The sequence below is a fragment of the Tenacibaculum ascidiaceicola genome, assembly GCF_047470925.1.
Classification (GTDB): domain Bacteria; phylum Bacteroidota; class Bacteroidia; order Flavobacteriales; family Flavobacteriaceae; genus Polaribacter; species Polaribacter discolor.
On record NZ_JAZKJP010000008.1, the window covers coordinates 209,683 to 227,439 of the forward strand.

Here is a 17,757-nt window from a genome sequence, read left to right on the forward strand (position 1 = left end):
ATGAAGACATTTAAAATAATACTAATGTTATTGGTAGTTGCTACAATTTCAGCATTTACTAATGATACTTCTAGAGGTTATAAAATAGGAGATGAAGCTTCAGACTTTGCATTAAAAAATATTGATGGTAAGATGGTTTCTTTGGCAGATTATAAAGAAGCAAAAGGGTTTATAGTTGTGTTTACTTGTAATATGTGTCCATATTCTGTAGCTAATGAAGATAGATTAATTGCTCTAGATAAAAAGTATAAACAAAAAGGATTTCCTGTAATAGCTATCAATCCGAACGACCCAGAAGTATCGAAAGGAGATAGTTTTGAAGCAATGAAAGTGCGTGCTAAAGAAAAAGGGTTTACATTTCCTTATTTGTTTGATGAAGGACAGAAAGTATATCCTAAATATGGAGCAACAAGAACCCCTCATGTATATATTTTAAATAAAAAGAAAGGCAGATTAATTGTTGAATATATAGGAGCTATTGACGATAATACTCGTGATGAAAACAATGTAAAAGAACGTTTTGTTGAAAATGCTGTAGAAGCTTTGTTGAAAGGAGAAAAACCAACAAAAACAGATACCAGAGCAATAGGTTGCTCTATTAAGGATAAAAGAAACAGATAATTAAATAGATAAAGGTTAAAAATTGATAAATCCCGCGGTTTATGCGGGATTTTGTCTATTAGTGCTATTTACTGCCTAATTTTATAATCAATCGTAAAATGAAACCAAGAAAATAATGAAGAAATTATTACTATCACTACTATTTATCAGTGCTACATTAACAGCTCAAACTGTCGATTTGAGTTATTATTTACCAAAAGGTATTTCATATAACCAAAGTATTCCGACTCCAAAATCTGTTTTAGGACATGAAGTAGGAGAGTGGCATGTAACACATGATAAGTTGGTAGAGTATATGAAGGCGCTAGCCAAAGCTTCTGATAGAGTGATGCTTGAAAATAGAGGAACAACTTATGAAGGAAGACCTTTAGTATTGCTAACAATTACTTCCTCTAAAAATCATCAAAATTTAGAAGAAATACGAGAAAATCATATAAAAGCAACGAACAATGCTTCTGTTGATGTTTCTAATAGCCCAATTGTGGTATATCAAGGTTTTTCTATTCATGGAAACGAAGCAAGTGGTTCAAATGCAGCGTTGGCAGCAGCCTATTATTTAGCAGCAGCAGAAGGACAGAAAATAGAGGAGCTACTAAATAATTCAGTTATTCTTTTTGATCCAGCAATGAATCCTGACGGGTTACAACGTTTTGCATATTGGACAAATACAAACAAGGCAAATAATATCAATCCTGATCCGAATGATAGAGAATATCACGAAGTTTGGCCAGGGGGAAGAACTAATCACTATTGGTTTGATATGAATCGTGATTGGTTACCTGTACAGTTACCAGAGAGTAGAGCACGAATTAAAACTTTCCATAAATGGTTACCAAATATTTTGACCGATCATCATGAAATGGGTACGAATTCAACCTTCTTTTTTCAACCGGGAATTCCGAGCAGAACAAATCCGTTAACTCCAAAAATGAATCAAGAGTTAACTAAAGAAATAGCAACCTATCATGCAAAAGCATTCGATAAAATAGGGTCAACATATTATTCAGAAGAAAGTTTTGATGATTTTTACTACGGAAAAGGATCAACTTTCCCAGATATTAATGGAGGTATCGGAATTTTGTTTGAACAAGGAAGCTCCCGTGGACATGCGCAAGAAAGTGAGAACGGAGTATTAACGTTTCAGTTTACCGTTCGAAATCAGTTTACAGCAGCATTGTCAACTTTGGAAGCAGCTAAAAATATGCGAACTAAAATCTTACAGTATCAACAAGATTTTTATAAAAATTCAAGAAGCTCAGAAACAAACAAAGCGATAGTATTTGGTGATGAAAAAGACGCAACAAAAACAAATCACTTAGCTGAGGTTTTACAACGTCATCAAATAAAACTCCACGAGTTAAAAGAAGATTTTACATCGAATGGAAAACGCTTCAAAAAAGGGTATAGCTATGTCGTGCCTATGAATCAGAAAAATCATCGATTGGTAAAAGCAATGTTTGATGTGCGAACTAGATTTAAAGACAGTTTGTTTTATGACGTATCTGCTTGGACCTTTAATTATGCATTTGGAGTTGATTTTGCGGATAATGTTTCATTATCGAAAGCAGGAGTTGAGGTGACTAAATTGCAACCAAAACAAGGAACTATTCAACAAAAAAGTAGTGTAGGATATATATTTCTTTGGAATGAATATAACACTCCTAAAGCTTTAAATTCTATTTTAGAAAAAGGATTACGAGCGAAAGTAGCGATGAAAAAATTTACAAACGATGGTAATTCATATGACTATGGAACCATTTTTATTCCAGCTCAAAATCAAGAGTTAAACGGAAATGAGTTGTTCGATTTCTTAGGAAAAGTAGCAAATGAAAACCATATTGAAATAAAAGGAGTACCTACAGGGTTGAATGAAGGAATTGATTTAGGAAGTAGAAATTTTGAAGCTGTAAAAAAACAAAAAGTAGCGATGTTGGTAGGGAATGGAGTAACAAGTTACGATGCAGGAGAAATTTGGCATTTGTTAGACCAACGTTACAATATGAAAATAACAAAGTTAGATACACAGTACGCTACAAGAGTAAACTTGGATAAATATACGACGATTATTGTTCCGAATAGTCGCTCTATTGATAAGAACTTAGTAGAGAAACTAAAAGTATGGGTGCGTAATGGAGGAGTGTTAATCGGATATAGAAATGCAGTAAATTGGTTATCTAGCAGAGGATTTGTTAATGTAAAGTTTAATAAAACTAAAATAGATTCTATAAAGAATGTGTCATTTGAAAACCGTTTGTTACAATCAGGAGCACAAGTAATTGGAGGAGCGATTTTTGAAGCAAAGATTGACCGTTCACATCCAATCAATTTCGGATATAAAAACGATAAGATAGCTTTGTTTAGAAATACAAAGCAATTTATACAAGCAGATACGAAGAGTTATAACAACCCAATTCAGTATACCAAAAATCCGTTATTGAGTGGTTATATTTCAAAAGAGAACTTAAAGGAATTGAAAAACACCGTTCCGTTTAAAGCAGGACGCTTAGGTAGTGGAAGAGTAATCGTTTTTACAGACAATACTAATTTTAGAGGTTTTTGGTTTGGAACCAATAAACTATTGATGAATGCCATTTTTTTTGGAAAGTTGATGTAGAAAGAAGTTTAAGTGTAACAAAATTCTAATTAACTCGTCTTTTAAGTATACTAACTAAAAAAGTACTATGAGTTTATTAAGAGTTTTATTAGCAATTTTTTTTCCACCCTTAGCAGTTATAGGTAAAGGTTGTGGCTCTATTTTAATAGTGTTTTTATTAACACTTTGCGGATGGGTTCCTGGAGTAATTGCTGCACTAATTATATTAAATAACCCAAATTAAACGATGTGTTGATTTGAGAATATGAATTAATTAAAAACGCCATTTTGATAAACTCAAAATGGCGTTTTCTATTTTCATCTTCTAAGTTTTTCTATTCAAGAACTTCTTCAATAATCTTTCCAGAACATCCATTAGGGAATTCTATCTGTAATAAATTAGAAATGGTAGGAGCTATATCTACAATTTCATATTTCTTTTTAGAAACACCTTGTTTAATTCCGTTTCCATAGAAAATCATAGGGATGTGTGTGTCGTAAGAGTAACCAGAACCGTGAGTTGTTCCTTTTCTAGAGCTACTTGCAATAGTTGATGGATTAGGTACTAAAATAACATCACCAGAAAGCTTTTGATTATAACCATTTTGTAATACATGTAAAACTCCGTTTGTAAACGTAGTAGTCTGCATGGTTCTCGCAGTTACCGATTTATAAATCTTTTTATGATTAATGGCTTCATCCGCTATGGTTTGTGCCACATTTTCATAGTTAAGGTTTAACTCTCTAATCTTATCTTTATTTAAGAAAACTTGGAAGTTAGAAACGTTTTCAATGATTTCGTCAGATTTAAAATGCTTTAAGGTAATCTCATTTAAAAAGTTTTTAAAAGCAACAGGCTTTACATAACCAGCAGGTATTTTTAAAGATTCTAAGTATGAAGGAACTTGTACAGCAGCATGATCAGCTGTTAAGAATAAAGTATAATTCCCTTTTCCAACTTGTGTGTCTAAAAACTTAAATAATTCTGCTAAATTTTGATCTAAGCGTAAATAAGTGTCTTCAATTTCTTTAGAAGCAACTCCAAATTGATGTCCAACATAATCAGTTGAAGAATAGCTAACCGCTAAAAAGTCGGTATATGCTGATTTTCCTAGGTTTTCACCAATAATTGCTGCTTTAGCAAAATCGGTTGTGATAGAGTTACCAGCAGGAATACCTTTTATAATACTATAGTTGTTATTACTCTTTCTTAACGTTGGAATGTCGTGTGGAAAAACTGGCTTTTCTTCCCCTTTAAAAGTAGCTTCAAAGTTATTATCATCTTCTATACTTTGTTTGTAGGTACTAATATCATATAAAGTTTCCCAAGGCTTACTTAAGTATTCGTCTGCTTTTCCAGAAGCATTAAATTCTTGTACCCAATTAGGTAACTCATTTAAATAAAAAGAAGAAGAAATCCACTGTCCTTTATCGCCACCATCAAACCAATAAGCAGCATTAGCTGTATGTCCTGCAGGTAAAATAGCAGAACGATCTTTTATAGCAACACCAATAGTTTTACCATTCATGTTTTGAGCTAATTTTAATTGATCAGTCATAGTTGTAGTAAACATTCTGTAAGGAGATTTTTTACCTCCTTCACCATCGTTACCAACTGTGTTGTAGTTATTGTCATCAACACAATAAATGGTTTTCTTTAAATACTTATCGTACCAATGATTGCTAATAATACCGTGATTAGTAGGAGTTGTTCCTGTATATATAGAAGTATGTCCTACAGCTGTGTAGGTAGGAATGTAATTGTAGTGTGCGTTTTCTAAAGAGTACCCCTCTCTAAGCAAACGTTTAAAACCGTCATTTCCATATCTATCAGCAAAACGAGTAAGGTAATCGTAACGCATTTGGTCAATAACAACACCAACTACAAGTTTTGGTTTTTGAGTATTTGTTTTTTTGTTAACAGAGCAGCTTGTTAAACATATTATAGCTGCTAAAAAAGCTATTTTTCTCATTTTGTTTTTTGAAAATTAAAACTCAAAGGTACACAAAAAGCAAGCTAAAACTTGTAAATAAGGCGATGAGTTAATGGTTTTTTAATACTTTAGCAAAAAAGAAAATATATTTCATTTAATGAATTACATTGAGCATATAGGTAAATACTTTACAATGCTAAAACAGGTTTTTTCAAGGCCTCAAAGAGCAAGAGTATTTCGTGAAGCTTTGTTTAGAGAAATAGATGAGTTAGGGCATAAATCCATTGGGATTATAGCTTTCATATCATTTTTTATTGGAGGAGTAATCGCTCTACAAACTGCGTTGAACTTAGAAAGTCCGTTTATACCAAAATCGTTGATTGGTTTTGCAGCAAAACGATCTGTAATTTTGGAGTTTGCACCTACATTTTGTTCTATTATTTTAGCAGGTAAAGTAGGTTCGTATATAACTTCAAGTATAGGAACAATGCGCGTAACAGAACAAATTGATGCCTTAGAGGTAATGGGTATTAACTCACTAAATTATTTAGTGTTGCCTAAAATAATAGCAACTGTTTTCTTTTATCCTTTTTTAATAATCTTAGGAATGTTCTTAGGGATTTTTGGGGGATGGGTAGCAGGAGTTTTATCTGGTCTGTTTTCAGGTGCAGATTATATTGAAGGAGTTCAATTAGATTTTGATCCGTTCCTTATAACTTATGCATTGGTAAAAACAGTAGTTTTTGCATTTTTAATTGCTACAGTACCTTCATATCACGGATACTATGTAAAAGGAGGTTCATTAGAAGTTGGAAAGGCAAGTACACAGTCGGTTGTTTGGACAACTGTACTTATTGTAATAGCCAACTATTTCTTAACTCAAATGTTATTAACCTAATGATAGAAGTAAATAATTTACATAAAGGATTTAATGGTGTTGAGATTTTAAAAGGAATTACAACTTCATTTAAACCAGGAGAAACAAGTTTGATTATTGGACAGAGTGGTTCTGGGAAAACAGTGTTTTTAAAATCGTTAATTGGTTTACACACACCAGAGGAAGGAACAATTGTGTATGATGGACTAGCCAATATTGATATGACGATAGAAGACAAACGTCAATTCCGTCAAGAATTAGGAATGGTATTCCAAGGAAGTGCATTGTTCGATTCGCAAACAGTAGAAGAAAATGTTATGTTTCCTTTAAAAATGTTTACAAAGCAGCCTGAAAGTGAAATGTTAGATAGGGTAAATTTTGTTTTAAAACGTGTAAACTTAGAGAACTCTAATAAAAAGTTTCCAGCAGAATTATCAGGAGGAATGCAAAAACGTGTAGCAATTGCTCGTGCGATTGTAATGAATCCTAAATATTTATTTTGTGATGAGCCAAATTCTGGATTAGACCCACAAACATCTATTGTTATAGATAACCTAATTCAAGAAATTACGGATGAATATAAAATTACCACAGTTATAAATACACACGACATGAATTCGGTGATGGAGATAGGAGATAAGATTGTTTTTCTCAAAAATGGAGTAAAAGCATGGGAAGGATCTCACAAAGAAATCTTCAAAACAGATAATGAAGCAGTGGTAGATTTTGTGTATTCATCAAATTTATTTAAAAAAGTTAGAAAAGCATACTTAAATGATCTTTAGGTAACTTTCTGTTAATTAATAGGTAACAAAAAACATTAAAAATTTTTCAAAAAAACTTCTAAAAAATGTTTGTGGGAACAATAAAACCTTCTATATTTGCACCCGCAAACGCAGAAAAGCAAAAGCAAAAAATGACCGGGTAGCTCAGTTGGTAGAGCATCTCCCTTTTAAGGAGAGGGTCCTGGGTTCGAGCCCCAGCCCGGTCACTAGTAAAGCTTCTCGATTTTACTGAGAAGCTTTTTTTAAAAGCTTTGGGGAGATTCCAGAGCGGCCAAATGGGACGGACTGTAACTCCGTTGTCTTACGACTTCGCAGGTTCGAATCCTGCTCTCCCCACGAAAACTCAATCATAACGATTGAGTTTTTTTGTTTCTAACATATTTTTGTTTATCTTTTTTTGTCTTTTGTTAAACAAAAAATGTATTTTTGTTAAATATTAAATATTTTGATATGAGAAAAGTGTTGATACTCTTGGTTTTACTTCAGTCGTTTACTGGAGTGTCACAAAATGAAGGAGGAATTTCAGGAAAGGTTATTGATTCTAAAACAAGAGAAGTACTTCCTTTTGTTAATGTTTTGGTATATGGAACAAAAATAGGAGCAGTTTCAAATGAAAAAGGAGAGTTTGTATTGAATAATGTTCCTTTGGGGTATAATAAAATACAGGCTTCGTTTGTTGGCTATAAGACGTTAATTTCTGATGAGTATTTAGTTACTAAAGATAATTCGCCATATATAACCTTAGAGTTGATTGAAGATGCAACACAGTTAAAAGAAGTTCAAATACAAGCACCACTATTTAAAGAGTCTGTAGATAGCCCATTATCACTTCAAAGTTTGGGTATAGCAGAAATAGAAAAGAACCCAGGAGGGAATAGAGATGTCTTAAAGGTTATTCAATCTTTTCCTGGAGTAGCCTCCAATCCTGGATTTAGAAATGATATTATTATTAGAGGAGGAGCAACTTCTGAAAATAAGTTTTATTTAGATGGAATTGAAGTTCCTGTAATAAATCATTTTCAAACTCAAGGGGCAACTGGTGGACCGGTAGGAATTATGAATGCAGATTTAATTCGTAAGGTAGATTTTTATTCAAGTGCTTTTCCTGCAAATAGAGGTAACTCTTTAAGTTCTGTTATAGAGTTTACTCAAAAAAGAGGAAATCCAAATTCACTAAACACAAGAGCAACTATTGGAACTTCAGACGCAGGAATTACTTTAGATGGTCCATTAGGTAAGAATACAACCTTTATTTTTTCTGCTCGACAATCGTATTTACAGTTTTTATTTAAGTTGATAAAACTTCCTTTTTTACCAACATATAGCGACTTTCAAGTAAATGTTAAATCACAATTATCAAAAAACAGTGAATTATCAATAGTTGCTTTGGGAGCTATTGATGATTTTGAAATAAACAAAGAGGTAAATGATGGTGAAACAGATCTAGAAACAATAAAGAGAAATAAAGTTATTTTAAACTCTGTTCCTGTAAATAGTCAATGGAATTATACAGTAGGAGCCAGTTACAAGTATTTTGCACCAAACTCCACACACTTAGTTGTGCTTAGTCGAAATGAATGGAAAAACAAGGCGGTAAAATATTTTTTAAATGAAGAAATACCAGCGAATTTACTGTTAGATTATTCATCAAAAGAAATAGAGAATAAGTTGCGATATGAAAACAGCTTTGAAAGTGATAATAAGATTGATTTTAATCTAGGTTTTAACTTAGAAACAGCAAGATATACGAATAACAATTATCAGAAAAATGCTAATTCAGATGGAGTAACCATCTACGATTTTAATTCAGCGATTGATTTTGTTAAATATGGAATTTTCGGACAAGTATCAAAAAGATACTTAGATGAAAAATTAGGAGTTTCTTTAGGTTTTAGAATGGATGGGATAGATTATAATTCAACAATGAAAAATCCGTTCAATCAATTTTCACCAAGATTGTCGTTGAGCTATGATTTGTCTGAAAAATGGATGGTGAGTTCTTCAGTAGGTCGTTACTATCAATTACCGTCTTATACAGTATTAGGATATAAAAACGATGTCGGCGAATTTGAGAACAAAAATGGATTGAAGTATATACAATCAGATCATTTTGTAAGTGGATTAAGTTATAAGCCTAATACAAGTTCAAAAGTTACTTTTGAAGGGTTTTATAAAGGATATAAAGACTATCCATTCTCGTTAAGAAATCAGATAAGTTTAGCAAACCTAGGTGCTGACTTTGGCATTATAGGAAATGAAGCAGTGAGTTCAACATCTGAAGGGCGAGCGTATGGATTCGAGTTATTAGCACAGAAAAAATCATATAGCGGACTGTATGGAATAGCGTCGTATACCTTTGTAAGAAGTGAGTTTAAAGATGCACAAGGTGGATATATTCCTTCAACATGGGATAATAAACACTTGTTAACAATTACAGCAGGAAAAAAACTAAACAGAAATTGGGAAATAGGAACTAAGTTTCGATTAGTTGGTGGTAAACCTTATACACCATATGATTTAGGTGCTTCTTCTTTAAAAGATAATTACGATGTGCAAAACGGCGGAATTTTAGATTATACCAAACTTAATACAGAAAGATTAGATACGTATACACAACTAGATATACGTGTAGATAAAACATGGTTCTTAAAAAAAGCAGCCATAAACCTATATTTAGATGTTCAAAATATATATGCCAGTAGCTCTAAACAGCAACCATTTTTATTACCTATTGAAGATGGAAATGGTAGAGTAACCGATCCTAATGATAGTTCAAGGTATTTACTAGAGGAAATAGAAAGTACAACAGGAAGAGCTTTACCACGTATTGGCGTTATAGTAGATTTTTAACACTTTTGAAGTTTAATAATCTTTTAAAAAGAGTAAATTGCTTGCTTAAATTATCATAAGATTTTTAAACATGAAAAAAATTCTATTAGGAGCGGCATTAACTTTTTTAAGTATAACTTCAACTTCAGCACAAAAGTATCAGTTTTCAACAGTAAAAGATATTGAAGATACTGAAGTTAAAAGTCAAGGAAGAACAGGAACATGTTGGAGTTTTTCTACGACCTCTTTTTTAGAATCAGAAATTATCAGATTAACAGGTAAAAACATTGATTTATCTGAAATGTACACGGTTCGTAATACGTATTCAGATAAAGCAAATAATTATTTATACCGTCAAGGAAAAGCACAATTTAGCGAAGGAGGTTTAGCGCACGATGTAATTAATTCAGTAGAAAAATACGGATTAGTACCTGAGCAAGTTTTTACTGGTTTAGATCTTGGGCAAGACAGACATAATCACGCTGAAATGATTGCGGTGTTAAAATCGATGTTAGATGCTTACATTAAAAACCCAGCAGGAGAATTAAGTCCAAAATGGAAGCAATCGGTAGAAAGTGTTTTAGATGTGTATTTAGGAAAAAATAAAGGAGAGTTCACTTACGAAGGAAAAAAATATACTCCTAAATCGTTTGCAGAATATGTAAAAATAGATCCTTCAAACTATGTAACGATTAGTTCTTTTGAGCATGCAAAAAAATACGATCAGTTCATTTTAAACATTCCTGATAATTTTTCAAATGGAGCATTTTATAATGTTTCTTTAGACGAATTAGTAGCTGTAACAAAAGAAGCTATTAAAAAAGGATATACAGTAGAGTTAGACTGTGATGTTTCAGAAAAAACATTTTCATCAAAAAGTGGAGTTGCTGTAATTCCTGCGAGTAGTACAGAAAATAAAAAAGCGTTGACAGAAATTGTAGAAGAAAGAACAATTACACCAAGTTTACGTCAAACAGAATTTGAAAATTTTAACACAACCGATGATCACTTAATGCATATTGTAGGTTTGGTAAAAGACCAAAAAGGAAACACCTATTTTAAAGTAAAGAATTCTTGGGGTAAAAATCAAGGAAATCAGGGGTATGTGTATATGTCAGTTCCTTACTTCAAATTAAAAACAATATCTGTTTTATTACATAAAGATGGAATTTCACCAAAATTGAAAAACAAGCTAGGTATTAAATAAGAAAAACTTTTTAAGAGTATATAAAACGCTTGAAGGTTCAGAATCTTCAAGCGTTTTTTATATCTTTTCTAATTTTGGAATTTCGTATCTTTCCAGAGTTAACAAAAATCAAAATTTATGGAAGAAAATAAACAAGAAGAAGCTGCAGAGCAGTCAAAGCAGGAGATACAGCAGGATGCAAAAGGTTTATGGGAAAAGATAAAGAAGTTTATATTAGAACTTCTTGATTTTAGAGATGATACAGACCAAGAGGCAACAATAGAAGCAATAAAAAGCGATATTTCTTTCAAAGGAGCCACAGCGTGGATTTTAATCTGTTCTATTTTTGTGGCGTCTATTGGATTAAATGCAAATTCAACAGCAGTAGTAATTGGAGCCATGTTAATATCTCCTTTAATGGGACCTATTTTAGGAGTAGGAATGTCAATTGCTATTAACGATATTGATACATTACGCAAATCGTTAACAAACTTAGCTACAATGATTGTGTTAAGTTTATTAACAGCGTTTTTATTCTTTTTTATATTTCCACTTCGTGAAGAAACTTCAGAGCTATTAGGTAGAGTAAGACCTGATATTCGAGATGTGTTAATTGCTTTCTTTGGTGGTTTAGCATTAATTATTGCACGAACTAAAAAAGGAACGATTGCTTCTGTAATTTTTGGTGTAGCAATTGCAACAGCATTAATGCCACCATTGTGTACAGCAGGGTATGGTTTAGCAATAGGTAATTTTGACTACTTTCTTGGTGCTATGTATTTATTTACAATCAACACCATTTTTATTGCTTTAGCAACCTTCCTAGTGTTGAAGTTATTAGGGTTTACAATGATTCGTTATGTAAATTCTGCTAAACGTAAAAGAATAGCACAAATAGCATCTTTTATTGCCTTTTTAGTAATGGTTCCTGCTGTGTTTACTTTCGTAGGAGTATATAATGAAAGTGTAATTGATGCAAGCTATAAAAGGTTTTTAAAAGCGAAAGTATATGATAACCCTAACTTATGGTTACAGCGTGAAAAGCTAGAAGTTAAAGAAAAAACAATAAAATTATTTTTTAACGGTGATGTAAGCGATGCAACGGAATCTTTTTTGAGAAATGAATTAAAAACCTTCCCTAAAATAGACTCTTATTCTCTGGTAATAAATGAAAACAAAGCAAAAAGTGTTGATAGGGTAGTAGATGCGTACGATAGGGCAGTAAAAGAGTTAGATGAAAAAGATAATGTTATAAAAGGTCTTCACATGGAGATTGATGATTTAAAAAGAACAATTTCTAATTTAAATCAAACCATTGAACAAGATGCTTTATACAGGGATAAAAACTCAATTCCTTTTAGTAAAATTAGTACAGAAGCAAAAATTCGATTTAATGATATAAAAGAAATGAGTTTAGCTAAAGTATTATCATCAAGTGATTTTATAAAAGTTGACACAACTACTGTAGTTTCTGTAAAATGGAATACAAAATTAAAAGACTCTGTCATTGTGAAAAATGAAAATGAATTAAGAAGCTGGATACAAAAAGAGTTAAAGACAGATAAAATTCAACTAAGAAGAAAATAAATAGTCTTCTGATTATTAAACAAAGCCGAATGAATTATTTATTCGGCTTTATTTTAAAAATAATTACTACAATTTTTGTAGTTAACTACAGAAATTGTAGTTTTGAAAGCAATATGAATATACCCAAACCAGGAAAATCAGTAAGAGGTTCTAAATCAGGAAAACCTATTATGGCACTTTTTGATTTGTTAGGACGTAATTGGACAATGAGTATCATTTGGTATTTAAATGATGCTCCAAAATCATTTAGTGATTTAGAGAAACTCTGTGATGATATTTCTCCTACAACTTTAAATACAAGGCTAAAAGAACTTCAGAAAACCTTTATCATAGAAAGAGTTGTAGAGGGATATAAACTAACAGATATAGGAGAAGAACTATTTGTTCTGTTTGAGCCTTTAAGAGAATGGTCGTCAAAATGGTCAGAAAAATTTAACTAAAAACAGATATGTTTATAATCAACTTTAATTTTATTAAACCTATAGAAGAGGTTAATAAATACACAGAATCACATAGAGATTATGTAGCTAAACAATATGAAAAAGGTAAGTTTATTATTGGTGGACCCAAAGTACCACGTGAAGGAGGAATAGTATTGTCTAATTCATGTACAAAAGAAGAGGTCATTGAAATATTAAGTAAAGATCCTTTAATAGTTAAAGGATTAGCTGAATATAGTTTAACTGAATTCTCGCCAATGATGAGTACAGAAAATTTAAATTCTTATGTAAAATAAAAAACCGAGCTGTATAGCTCGGTTTTATTTTTTGATTACTTGTTAGAGTATTCATAGTAAATAAGAGAAAACTCTAATTACCTATTATATGACACTATAATATTAAAAGAGTCACAAATAAAGTTAAAGCTTATTGAAATATAAACTTTTTATGATTCCATCTGAAAGTCCAATTTTAGGAACATATATTTTTCTTGCTCCGCTCCATTTCATGGCAGATAAGTATATTTTTGTAGCAGGAATAATTACATCAGCTCTATCAGGATTTAAACTTAACTCTGAAATTCGTTCTTGATAACTCATCTTTTTTAAGAACTGATATTGAGCGTTAAGATAAATATAAGAAATAGGTTTACCAGCATCTCTACCAGACATTTTAAATAGCTTGTTGATGTTTCCACCAGAACCAATTAAAGAAATACGTTTGTATTCGCTTGTATTTTCTTCAATCCATTTTTGAACCTTTTTAAAAAGTGCTTTATTTTCAGGTTTGGTGTTGTTAAGTACACGAACTGTACCTATTTTAAAGGATTTAGAGTTTATAATTTTTCCTTTAGAAAATAAGGTAAACTCTGTACTACCACCACCTACATCTACATATAAGTAGGTAGATTCAGATTTTATTAATTGATTTAAATCAGTTGAAGAGATTATTGCAGCTTCTTTTTTACCATCAATAATATCAATTTTAACTTCAGTATTTTTAAAAATAGTAGCAGCAACTTCTTCACCATTTTCTGCTTCTCGCATAGCCGATGTTGCACAAGCCTTGTACCTTTCAACACCATGAATTTTCATGATTAACTTAAAGGCTTGCATTGCATCAAGCATTCTTTGAGTATTAGCTTCTGAAATTTTTCCAGAAACAAAAGCGTCAGCTCCTAAACGGATAGGTACACGAACTAAGGATGATTTTTTAAACTGTGGTTCTTTGTTTTTTTCTTCAATAACGTTGGCTACTAATAACCTCACTGCATTAGATCCAATATCAATAGCGCCGTACTTTTTTATCTTCAAAATGTATTGATTTATCTATGGTTTTTAGGAAACTCTACTAAAACTGTGTTTCCTTTTTTAATGTCTTTCCAATGTTTAGTATCAAACTCTATTCCAACAACGCCACAAGTACTTACGTGGGCAATAGGCTTATTTCCAAATTTATTAACAAAACTATTAATACCGTGATCGTGACTAAATACAATAGCACTGTTAAAGCTATCGTCAAGAGCCTTTACAGTTTTTACCAAATACCCATCACTAAAGCTATACAGTTGACGTTTTATTTTAAGATTGGATAAAGGATATCCAAAGTTCTCACAAAAAATAACAGCCGTATGAAGTGCTCTATTGGCACTACTAGAAAGAAATACATCGGGTCTTTGTATTTCTCCCGCTAGGTATTTAGATAAAAGATGGGCATCGTTAATACCACGCTCTTTTAATGGTCTGTCAATATCTTTAACGCTCTCATATTTCCAAGATGATTTCGCGTGACGAACGATATAAAGTGTTTTCATTTAATTATAAAATGCTATGTAAATATAAAACTAAGGAGCTAAACGTTCAAGTTTCCAAGAAAAATCTTTTTGTAAAGTATATCTAATACGATCGTGCATACGGTTAGGTCGTCCTTGCCAAAACTCAATAGAAACAGGTTTAACTAGAAAACCACCCCAATGTTTTGGTCTAGGTATTTCTTGATTTTCAAACTTTTTTTCAAAGGAAGTAAGATTATTATCTAGCTCATTGCGAGAAGTCACTACTTCACTTTGATTAGAAGCCCAAGCTCCTAATTTACTTCCGTCTGGTCTCGATTCAAAATAACCATCAGATAAATTCTCAGCAAGTTTTTCAGCTTTCCCTTTAATAATAATTTGTTGTTCTAAACCAGACCAGAAAAATGATAAGCACACATGGTTGTTATTTAAAATAGCCTTTCCTTTTTCTGAATTATAGTTGGTATAAAAAATAAAGCCTTCCCATGTATATTTCTTTAATAAAACAACTCTACTTTTTGGAAAACCATCTAATCCAATAGATGCAATTGTCATAGCATTTGCTTCATCTACCATTTCAGATTCATCTGCAGTAAAAAACCAATCCCTAAATAATTCAATAGGATTTTCAGGACAGTTATTCTCTAGTAACTCTCTTTTTTCGTAAGATTTTCTATAGTCACTTAAATCGTGTGCCATTCTTGTTAATTTATACTATGTAAAAGTACAACATTATCAAAAGTATTGTAAGTGTTAGGTATTAAAATTTAGCAAGATTTGAATAATCAAAAGCAAGAAAGGTAAAATGAAGATAGTTAAGTAGTTTTAGTTTTGATGCGTAAAACAATTCATCCGTAAAATTATACAGTTGAGTATTTCTTTTTGTGTTGAAGTTTAAAAAGAAAGCAGTTTTGTGGTGTCAAAAACAAACAGAATGAAACATTTATTACTTGCTATATGCTTTTTAATGCATACACTATTAATTGCACAAACAACTATTTCAGGAAAAATAACGGATACTAAAGGTAATCCTATTGAAGGAGCAAATGTATATTTAGAGGGAACTTACGACGGAACTTCATCTGACGAAAAAGGAAATTTCTCATTTACAACTTCAGAGAAAGGACAACAAACATTAACGGTGTCTTTTATTTCATTTGAAACGTATATAAAAACGGCGAATGTTTCAATGTTCAAAAACTTAAAAATAGTACTTCGAGAAGATGTTAATACATTAGATGCTGTAAATATAAATGCAGGAACTTTTGAAGCAGGAGATAATGCCAAAGTAACAGCGTTAAAACCTTTAGATGTAGTAACAACAGCAAGCGCTTTGGGAGATTTTGTTGGTGCACTACAAACCTTGCCTGGTACTTCCTCGGTTAGTGAAGATGGGCGTTTATTTGTTCGTGGAGGAGAGGCAGACGAGACACAAATTTTTATTGATGGAATTCGAGTATTTACACCGTACAGTCCTTCTGCGCGTAACATTCCTACCCGCGGACGATTTTCTCCTTTTTTATTTAAAGGAATTACATTTTCTACAGGAGGTTATTCAGCAGAATACGGTCAAGCGCTATCGAGTGTTTTATTATTAAACACGAATGACGAAGCAATAAAAGAAAAAACTGATATCTCATTAATGACGGTTGGTTTAGGAGTAGGAAACACTCAGGTATTTGGAAAAAATTCACTAAGTGTAAACGCTTCATACATCAATTTAGCACCTTACCAAAAATTATTTCCCGATAGGAATACTTGGAACAAACCAGTACAATCATTAAATGGTGAAGCTGTATATCGTTTTAGATTTAAAAATGAGTCTTTATTGAAGTTGTATGGAGCTTATAGTTATACTGATTTTGATATGATTCAAGAGGATATTAATTATGAAGATGGATTTCGTTTTGGATTGAAAAATAGAAACTTGTATTTCAATGGGTCTTATAAACAACATCTAGCTAATAATTGGACAGTCTCAGGAGGAGCATCGTTTACTAACGATAATTCAAAAATGAATATACTAGATGATAAGGTTGTAGATAATGAAAACTCAGCTCATGTTAAAGCAACATTAAAAAAGAGGTTTTCAAATCGATTTAAATTAAGTTTTGGAGCAGAATATTTTATAACTGATTTTTCTGAAGATTATAACAATGAAATGAATGGAAGTGCTACTTATGGATTTGATAATAACATCTTTGGAAGTTTTGTTGAAGCAGATATCTTCTTTTCTAAGAAACTAGCAACAAAAGTAGGAGTACGTATAGAAAACTCTGAGTTGTTAGATGAATTTACAGTTTCTCCAAGAGCTTCTATAGCATATAAATCGGGAGAAAATGCACAGTTTTCATTTGCTTACGGACGTTTTTATCAAAACCCTAAGAATGAGTACTTAAAATTCAACACACAATTTAAAGCAGAAAACACTTCTCATTTTATAGCAAATTATCAGTATGTAAAAAACAAACAGATTTTAAGAATAGAAGGGTATTATAAAAAGTATCAAGATTTAGTAAAATATGATACTGACATAGCGTTGCCATATTCTAATTACTCAAACTTAGGAGAAGGATTTTCTAAAGGAATAGATGTTTTTTGGAGAGATAATAAAAATATAAAAAACACAGATTATTGGGTTTCTTATTCGTTTTTAGATACAGAAAGAGATTATAAAAATTACTCAACAAAAGCTACACCAAATTTTGCATCAAAACACAACTTATCGGTCGTAGCAAAACATTGGATAGAAGATTGGAAAAGTCAAATTGGGATGAGTTATAATTTTGCTTCAGGTAGAAGTTATACAAATCCTAATAAAGGTGGGTTTTTAAACCAAAAAACAAAGAATTATAATTCTGTAAGCTTGAATTGGGCATACCTAATTAGCCAACAAAAAATACTGTATTTCTCGGTAAATAATGTTTTAGGTACTCAAAACGTATTTGGGTATAATTATAAAAACACACCAAACTCAGCAGGGACTTACAATCGACAAGCTATAATACCATCGGCTGATAGTTTCTTTTTTGTTGGATTCTTTTGGACGATAAGTGATAATAAAAAAGATAACCAGTTAAATAACCTTTAAACAATGACAATTCAGTTATAAA

Annotated in this window: 15 protein-coding genes and 2 tRNA genes; 13 read left to right on the top strand and 4 right to left on the bottom strand. The window is 31.6% G+C overall.

The features are described from left to right. The 3 genes from VBY68_RS09415 (at nt 1) to VBY68_RS09425 (ending at nt 3,458) form a co-directional block, all read left to right on the top strand. Nucleotides 1–621: a thioredoxin family protein gene (locus tag VBY68_RS09415; RefSeq protein ID WP_099214103.1), complete on the top strand. Its 621-nt coding sequence runs from the start codon at nt 1–3 to the stop codon at nt 619–621. 115 nt (nt 622–736) lie between these two features. Beyond that, nucleotides 737–3,235, top strand: coding sequence for a M14 family metallopeptidase (locus tag VBY68_RS09420; RefSeq protein ID WP_415269562.1), 2,499 nt, complete (start codon nt 737–739; stop codon nt 3,233–3,235). Between the two features lie 67 nt (nt 3,236–3,302). Continuing rightward, nucleotides 3,303–3,458: a YqaE/Pmp3 family membrane protein gene (locus VBY68_RS09425; protein ID WP_081728322.1), complete on the top strand. Its 156-nt coding sequence runs from the start codon at nt 3,303–3,305 to the stop codon at nt 3,456–3,458. A 91-nt stretch (nt 3,459–3,549) separates the two neighbouring features. Here VBY68_RS09425 and pafA read toward each other — a convergent pair whose 3' ends face one another. Further along, nucleotides 3,550–5,187, bottom strand: a complete 1,638-nt coding sequence (gene pafA, locus VBY68_RS09430; RefSeq protein WP_415269563.1) for an alkaline phosphatase PafA — start codon at nt 5,185–5,187, stop codon at nt 3,550–3,552. A 118-nt stretch (nt 5,188–5,305) separates the two neighbouring features. Between pafA and VBY68_RS09435 the strand changes: the two genes are divergently transcribed. The 9 genes from VBY68_RS09435 (at nt 5,306) to VBY68_RS09475 (ending at nt 13,148) form a co-directional block, all read left to right on the top strand. Next, on the top strand, nt 5,306–6,046 hold the full coding sequence (locus VBY68_RS09435; RefSeq protein WP_099214107.1) for an MlaE family ABC transporter permease: 741 nt from the start codon (nt 5,306–5,308) through the stop codon (nt 6,044–6,046). Further along, on the top strand, nt 6,046–6,810 hold the full coding sequence (locus VBY68_RS09440; protein WP_124590928.1) for an ABC transporter ATP-binding protein: 765 nt from the start codon (nt 6,046–6,048) through the stop codon (nt 6,808–6,810). The genes VBY68_RS09435 and VBY68_RS09440 overlap by 1 nt, the downstream gene beginning before the upstream one ends. A gap of 133 nt (nt 6,811–6,943) precedes the next feature. Further along, nucleotides 6,944–7,016, top strand: a tRNA-Lys gene (locus tag VBY68_RS09445). Nucleotides 7,017–7,063: 47 nt separating this feature from the next. Further along, nucleotides 7,064–7,146, top strand: a tRNA-Tyr gene (locus VBY68_RS09450). 114 nt (nt 7,147–7,260) lie between these two features. After that, the gene (locus VBY68_RS09455) at nt 7,261–9,660 is read left to right on the top strand and encodes a TonB-dependent receptor (RefSeq protein ID WP_415269564.1); all 2,400 of its coding nucleotides are present in this window, start codon (nt 7,261–7,263) and stop codon (nt 9,658–9,660) included. A 70-nt stretch (nt 9,661–9,730) separates the two neighbouring features. Then, complete coding sequence (locus VBY68_RS09460; protein WP_415269565.1) at nt 9,731–10,846, top strand: C1 family peptidase; 1,116 nt, start codon at nt 9,731–9,733, stop codon at nt 10,844–10,846. Between the two features lie 117 nt (nt 10,847–10,963). Next, nucleotides 10,964–12,412 carry a DUF389 domain-containing protein gene (locus tag VBY68_RS09465; RefSeq protein WP_121148384.1) on the top strand — a complete coding sequence of 483 codons (1,449 nt, stop codon included), beginning with the start codon at nt 10,964–10,966 and terminating at the stop codon, nt 12,410–12,412. 29 nt (nt 12,413–12,441) lie between these two features. Then, nucleotides 12,442–12,852, top strand: coding sequence for a winged helix-turn-helix transcriptional regulator (locus VBY68_RS09470; protein WP_415269566.1), 411 nt, complete (start codon nt 12,442–12,444; stop codon nt 12,850–12,852). A gap of 8 nt (nt 12,853–12,860) precedes the next feature. Beyond that, nucleotides 12,861–13,148 (top strand): YciI family protein, encoded by a 288-nt coding sequence (locus VBY68_RS09475; protein WP_415269567.1) that lies wholly within the window; start codon nt 12,861–12,863, stop codon nt 13,146–13,148. Between the two features lie 123 nt (nt 13,149–13,271). On the opposite strand, the gene VBY68_RS09480 is transcribed toward VBY68_RS09475, so the two are convergent. From VBY68_RS09480 to pdxH, 3 genes are read right to left on the bottom strand one after another with little or no spacing between them, the layout of a single operon-like run. Next, nucleotides 13,272–14,168: a Ppx/GppA phosphatase family protein gene (locus tag VBY68_RS09480; protein ID WP_099214114.1), complete on the bottom strand. Its 897-nt coding sequence runs from the start codon at nt 14,166–14,168 to the stop codon at nt 13,272–13,274. 8 nt (nt 14,169–14,176) lie between these two features. Further along, complete coding sequence (locus VBY68_RS09485; RefSeq protein WP_099214115.1) at nt 14,177–14,665, bottom strand: SixA phosphatase family protein; 489 nt, start codon at nt 14,663–14,665, stop codon at nt 14,177–14,179. 30 nt (nt 14,666–14,695) lie between these two features. Beyond that, nucleotides 14,696–15,343, bottom strand: coding sequence for a pyridoxamine 5'-phosphate oxidase (gene pdxH / locus VBY68_RS09490; RefSeq protein WP_099214116.1), 648 nt, complete (start codon nt 15,341–15,343; stop codon nt 14,696–14,698). Between the two features lie 235 nt (nt 15,344–15,578). Between pdxH and VBY68_RS09495 the strand changes: the two genes are divergently transcribed. Beyond that, nucleotides 15,579–17,735, top strand: a complete 2,157-nt coding sequence (locus VBY68_RS09495; protein WP_415269568.1) for a TonB-dependent receptor — start codon at nt 15,579–15,581, stop codon at nt 17,733–17,735. Nucleotides 17,736–17,757 lie beyond the last annotated feature (22 nt).

Bases quoted from the DNA above. Each gene is read 5' to 3' on its own strand.
- VBY68_RS09470 (WP_415269566.1), top strand. From the start codon at position 12,442: ATGAATTATTTATTCGGCTTTATTTTAAAAATAATTACTACAATTTTT.
- VBY68_RS09425 (WP_081728322.1), top strand. From the start codon at position 3,303: ATGAGTTTATTAAGAGTTTTATTAGCAATTTTTTTTCCACCCTTAGCA.
- VBY68_RS09460 (WP_415269565.1), top strand. From the start codon at position 9,731: ATGAAAAAAATTCTATTAGGAGCGGCATTAACTTTTTTAAGTATAACT.
- VBY68_RS09485 (WP_099214115.1), bottom strand. From the start codon at position 14,665: ATGAAAACACTTTATATCGTTCGTCACGCGAAATCATCTTGGAAATAT.
- VBY68_RS09415 (WP_099214103.1), top strand. From the start codon at position 1: ATGAAGACATTTAAAATAATACTAATGTTATTGGTAGTTGCTACAATT.
- pdxH (WP_099214116.1), bottom strand. From the start codon at position 15,343: ATGGCACACGATTTAAGTGACTATAGAAAATCTTACGAAAAAAGAGAG.
- VBY68_RS09420 (WP_415269562.1), top strand. From the start codon at position 737: ATGAAGAAATTATTACTATCACTACTATTTATCAGTGCTACATTAACA.
- VBY68_RS09440 (WP_124590928.1), top strand. From the start codon at position 6,046: ATGATAGAAGTAAATAATTTACATAAAGGATTTAATGGTGTTGAGATT.
- pafA (WP_415269563.1), bottom strand. From the start codon at position 5,187: ATGAGAAAAATAGCTTTTTTAGCAGCTATAATATGTTTAACAAGCTGC.
- VBY68_RS09475 (WP_415269567.1), top strand. From the start codon at position 12,861: ATGTTTATAATCAACTTTAATTTTATTAAACCTATAGAAGAGGTTAAT.
- VBY68_RS09465 (WP_121148384.1), top strand. From the start codon at position 10,964: ATGGAAGAAAATAAACAAGAAGAAGCTGCAGAGCAGTCAAAGCAGGAG.
- VBY68_RS09435 (WP_099214107.1), top strand. From the start codon at position 5,306: ATGAATTACATTGAGCATATAGGTAAATACTTTACAATGCTAAAACAG.
- VBY68_RS09455 (WP_415269564.1), top strand. From the start codon at position 7,261: ATGAGAAAAGTGTTGATACTCTTGGTTTTACTTCAGTCGTTTACTGGA.
- VBY68_RS09495 (WP_415269568.1), top strand. From the start codon at position 15,579: ATGAAACATTTATTACTTGCTATATGCTTTTTAATGCATACACTATTA.